Here is a 4,709-nt window from a genome sequence, read left to right as displayed (position 1 = left end):
GCGGGGCCGCTGGCAACATCGCCAGCGGCCCCGCTCTTGCACTATCCGCTATGCCTTACTCGGCATCCTCGACCTCATACGAATCTGCCTCGGCTGGCTCATCGTTTGTCTCTGGTGTAGCCTCATGCGCCTCGTCAAACGCTGCCTTCATGGTCTTGTTGCCCCATGTGAGCTTGCGGATGGTAAGCTCATCGGCCTTGTTGTGGGCAAGACGCAGGTTCTCGGTGCTGCGGCGCAGGTCGTCCTTGGTCTTCTCGAGCTGCTTAATGGCGGCATCGATCTCCTTGATTGCCGACTCGAATTGCTTACTCGCCAAGTTGTAGTTGCGCGAGAAGCCATCCTTGAACTTCTCCATCTTGGCTTCGAAGTTCGTGACGTCGATATTTTGCTGTTTGTACTCCGCCAGTTCCTGCTTATAGCGAAGCGAACCCATGGCGGCGTTGCGCAGCAGCGTAATCATGGGAATGAAAAACTGTGGGCGGATCACGTACATCTTCTCGTAGCGATAGCTCACGTCCACGATTCCTGCGTTATAAAGCTCGCTCTCGGGCTCGAGCAACGTGCAGAGCACCGCATACTCGCAGCCTTTCTGGCGGCGATCGTGATCGAGTTTCTTAAAGAAATCCTCGTTCTTGTGTTTGGTCGCGGTCTCGTCGTTCTCGTTTTTCATCTCGAACATGATCGAAATGATCTCGTTGCCGCTCGCGTCGCACTCGCGGAAGATAAAGTCGCCCTTGGTGCCCTCGGACGCATCGTTGTCTTTCTCGAAGTACGCGTTGGGAAACGCCGTCATGCGCAGACGATTAAACTCGGTCTCGCAGTGCTGCTCGAGCGACTCGCCCACCATTTTGGTGGACAGGCGGACCTTCATGTCCTTAAGACGCTCAATCTCTTCATCCTTGTAGCGAATTAGCTCATCGCTCGCGCGCTTGGCCTGCGCAAGCTCGAGCTCGTGTGCCGCCTTGGCCTGCTCCTCGCGAGAATCACGCACCGCCAGCTCGCTCGTCAGCTTGGCACGCGCCTCATCGCGCTCTCGCTCCGCCGCGGCGACCGCCTCTGACAGGTTCATTTTGGCCGTCAGCTCCTGTTCGCGCAGCTGCGCACGCAGACCCTCGGCCTCTTGCTCGGACTGAGCCTTTGCAGCGGAAAACTTCTCCTTCACTTTCGCCTGATAGTCGGCAAGCGTGCGCTCGGCCTCGCTGCGAGCGGCATCGAGCTCGCGCTGCGACTCGGCAGCAGCAGCGGCAAGCGCCATCTCCTGAGCCTTGTCTGCCGCGGCAAGCTTGGCCTGCAGCTCGGCAATCTGGGCATCACGCGCGGCTACATCGTTTTGAGCAGCGTTGCGCGCCGCCGACTCGGCAAGCTTGGCTTCATCATCCTTGCGTCCCAGCTGCGCACGCAAATTGTCGATCTCACGCTGGAGCTCGGCGTTCTCCTTTTGAGCATCGGCACGGGCCTCGACCGCCGCGCGCTGGCTTGCGCTCTCGCGCTCTGCGGCAGCGCCCTCGAGCTTGGCGCGTAGCTCGGCAAGCTCGGCATCGCGCTTGGCGACTTCTTGCGCCAGCTGTTGAGCCGCAGCGTTCTTCTGCTCTACGAGCTCAGCGTCGCGCTGAGACTCTGCCTTTTGCAAGGCAGCCGTCGAACGCGAGCGCTCAAGCTCCAGCGCCTGCTCGCCTTCGCGCTGGACTGCCTTCACGCGCTCGTCCAGGTCGCGCGAGAACTCGGCATTGCGCACCTGCTTGACGATATCCGCATAACCGGACGCATCGACCTTAAAAACTTCACCGCAATGCGGGCACTTGATCTCGTTCATGGCAGCTCCTCGATGGACGCAAATTTCAACCGCCTACACTCTACCGCGCCGCACGGACAAAAAAGGCGCCGCCGCCATAATGGCAACGGCGCCAGAGCCACCACAAAGGTGCCCGTCCCCTTTGTGGTGGCTCTGGCGCCCTATAACCCAAAGAAGCTAAGAATCTGATCGCGGCTTACGGGCTTGTACTCGTTGGCATCGAGACCGACATCGTAGCGAAAGATAGGGCGTTCGCGATCGCGGTTGCGCACGTTGGTGCGGTCTCCCCTGCTGTGGATATGCCCGTGTAGCATGATGGCGCCACGCGCCTTGCCGTTCCAGCTGAGCATGGGGTAATGGCTCAAAACCAGGCGATGGCCCTTGGCATAGCCAGGAGCAATCTCCAGGTAATCGCGCACGTCTTCCCAAATCTGCGGTACGTCGGGATCTTCCCAGTCGCTGTCATGGTTACCACGGATGAGCGTCACATTCTGGCATTCGATGCACTCGCGCAGGCGCACCGCCTCCGCCAGGGGCAAACGATAGGTAAAGTCTCCCAAGATATAGAGGCGGTCGTCCACAGCCACGCACTCATTGATGGCATCGATGACCTTGCGGTTCATCTCCTCGACCGAATCAAACGGTCGGTCCATGTCGTGCAAGATATTCGTATCGCCCAGGTGCAGGTCGGCGGTAAACCACATCATCGTCTCTGTCCTCATTTCGCAACGTGTTCAACTCGTGCTAAGTATACAGACGCAGCGATGCGGCGGTTATCCAAAGAGCCCGCCGAACAGTCCGCGGCGGCGCTTGTCTTGCTTTTTCGAAGCGTCGCCCTGAGTTTTCTTGTCCTGCCGCTTCTTACGGTCCCGCTCCAGCTCGTCATCATCGAGCAGTAGATCCCACTCAAACGGATCATCTGTCAGATCGAACAGGTCGTCATCATCAAACATGACCGCCTCCATTGCCAGTTAGCGAGCGTCCACCACATAGTTGAGAAGTCTACGGATCCGTGCGGACACAAATACATCCTGTCTGCGTTTTTCAATCGCTTGCCGCAACGCTTGCGCGGCAGAGCGCTTGCGGATAAGATAGGAACACGGATGGCACCCGTGCCCGCGGGTCTTGCCAACTCCAGTACACGTTTACATCGTGAGAAGTGGCCGTCTTCGCTTACGCGGGGGCGGCTATTTCATTCGGCCGATAAATAGGCCAAGTTCGATAGCCGCGATCAACAACGCCAATAACGAAATAACATCGCTTACGTTCATACCAAATCCCTTCTAAAGGGAGCTGGCCCATCCGTGCCCCATGGCAGTAGTCTAACGCAAAATACAGGTAATAGGAACATCTGTTCGCATTACCTGTGTCTTTTTATTTTGAAAAAGAGATAAAATCAATATATCCCTTTTCCCCAATTTTTACAACGGCATTGTAGGGCTTTTTCTCTTTGTTTTTGATTCCTTTTACCAGGGTTTCTTTTCCCTCCAGTAATTCTTTTACATTCGTTTTGGTTAGTTTTTTCTTTCTAAAATGTTCAGCTAAAGTAAACTTACATTCAGGATAATTTGAACAACCATAAAACGATTTTTTTAATACAATATTGTTGCCACACTTAGGACATTTTCCTACAAGGGGTCCCGAGCGCTTAGTGGGAATTTGTACCCCTTATCGATACAAATTCCCCGTAGGCGCTAGGGACCTCTTTAGCTTCTTGGAAGCTGTCAGTAGTATATCTAATAATTTATCTCCATTCCCTTTAGTAACGTGTAACTTTCCAAATTTAAAAAAGCGACTCATAGAATTATTTCCTCCCGTTAAATAATAGATAACTATTAAAAATAGACAATACTTGCTCATAAGTAATGGTACTTAAATTGTTTACTTTGGCGTGTTTCATTGCTTGATGAAACTGATTTTTAGTAAACAGTTGACGATATTCTCGATTGACCCATTTTGAAACAAAGTACGTATATAGCTTCCAATATTTATCTGGAACATCTGTGGTATGGCGGGTAAGTTTTATTAAGACACTGTTTACTTTTGGTTTAGGATGAAAGCATTCCGCTGGCAGCTTAAGCAATTGCTGAATCGAGACTTGAGTGTGCAAGAGCAACCCTAGTGTTCGGTGAATATCCAAGGTACGCTTGTAGAATCCTTCTTCAACAATCAGATAGATGTCAGACGCACGGCTTTCAAAAACCACTTTTTTAATAATTTGTGTGCTTAAATGGTAAGGAATATTCCCAACAATTTTATACCTCTGTTTGTTAGGGAATTGAAACTGTAGAATATCTTGGTGAATTAAAGTGACACGAGTATTCAGTTTTAATTTTTCTGACGATAAGTTGAATAGATGACTGTCTAATTCAATAGACGTTACCTGTTTACTTATTTTAGCCAGTTTCGTCGTTAAATGCCCTTTACCTGTTCCAATTTCGTAAACGGTATCGGTTTCTTTTAAATTCAATTGTTTTATTATTTGGTTGAGTACTTTTTCACTCGTTAAAAAGTTTTGAGAATATTTTATATTTTTGTTTATGTAATCTCTCCTGAAGTGATTACTTCTATAAACAAATACAGAAGTTAAACGATTTGTTTGTAATTTTAGTTATCTGTTTAAAAAGTCATAAGATTAGTCACTGGTAGGAATTAATCTAACGTATTTATTTATCTGCGTAATCACTGTTTTTAGTCTGTTTCAAAACAGTAGATGTTTTATCTACATTACGCATTTGGAATACCAACATGACGAATCCCTGCTTCTTAATTACAAATTTTTAGCATCTAATTTAACTTCAATTCCTATTATACACAAAATTTTAAGATAAATCAATAGCTGTTGTTAAAATATCGCTTGCTGAAATAGTTTCTTTTTCCGTGCCTTGATTGTCATTTTCATTGCAACAGCCTCAGG

The 4,709-nt window shown here is 49.7% G+C and carries 5 protein-coding genes and 1 pseudogene; all 6 read right to left on the bottom strand.

The annotated features are described in order from the left end of the window. Positions 1-55: 55 nt before the first annotated feature. Positions 56-1,813, bottom strand: a complete 1,758-nt coding sequence (locus tag DWX39_RS05595) for a DUF2130 domain-containing protein (protein WP_117758780.1) — start codon at positions 1,811-1,813, stop codon at positions 56-58. 140 nt (positions 1,814-1,953) lie between these two features. After that, complete coding sequence (locus DWX39_RS05590) at positions 1,954-2,499, bottom strand: metallophosphoesterase (protein WP_233508869.1); 546 nt, start codon at positions 2,497-2,499, stop codon at positions 1,954-1,956. Between the two features lie 66 nt (positions 2,500-2,565). Then, complete coding sequence (locus tag DWX39_RS05585) at positions 2,566-2,745, bottom strand: hypothetical protein (protein WP_117758778.1); 180 nt, start codon at positions 2,743-2,745, stop codon at positions 2,566-2,568. A gap of 421 nt (positions 2,746-3,166) precedes the next feature. Further along, a pseudogene (locus tag DWX39_RS11345) lies at positions 3,167-3,427 on the bottom strand (topoisomerase DNA-binding C4 zinc finger domain-containing protein); the annotation flags it as partial. Between the two features lie 169 nt (positions 3,428-3,596). Continuing rightward, complete coding sequence (gene erm(B), locus DWX39_RS05570; RefSeq protein WP_001038795.1) at positions 3,597-4,334, bottom strand: 23S rRNA (adenine(2058)-N(6))-methyltransferase Erm(B); 738 nt, start codon at positions 4,332-4,334, stop codon at positions 3,597-3,599. 124 nt (positions 4,335-4,458) lie between these two features. After that, positions 4,459-4,542: a 23S rRNA methyltransferase attenuation leader peptide gene (locus DWX39_RS05565; protein ID WP_001814874.1), complete on the bottom strand. Its 84-nt coding sequence runs from the start codon at positions 4,540-4,542 to the stop codon at positions 4,459-4,461. Positions 4,543-4,709 lie beyond the last annotated feature (167 nt).

Origin of the sequence: Collinsella sp. AF19-1LB (assembly GCF_003459655.1) — a bacterium.
Classification (GTDB): Bacteria; Actinomycetota; Coriobacteriia; order Coriobacteriales; family Coriobacteriaceae; genus Collinsella.
This window is presented reverse-complemented; position numbering and strand designations above follow the sequence as displayed.

Coding starts and splice junctions, on each gene's coding strand:
- DWX39_RS05585 (WP_117758778.1), bottom strand. CDS start 2,745: ATGTTTGATGATGACGACCTGTTCGATCTGACAGATGATCCGTTTGAG.
- DWX39_RS05565 (WP_001814874.1), bottom strand. CDS start 4,542: ATGTTGGTATTCCAAATGCGTAATGTAGATAAAACATCTACTGTTTTG.
- DWX39_RS05590 (WP_233508869.1), bottom strand. CDS start 2,499: ATGATGTGGTTTACCGCCGACCTGCACCTGGGCGATACGAATATCTTG.
- DWX39_RS05595 (WP_117758780.1), bottom strand. CDS start 1,813: ATGAACGAGATCAAGTGCCCGCATTGCGGTGAAGTTTTTAAGGTCGAT.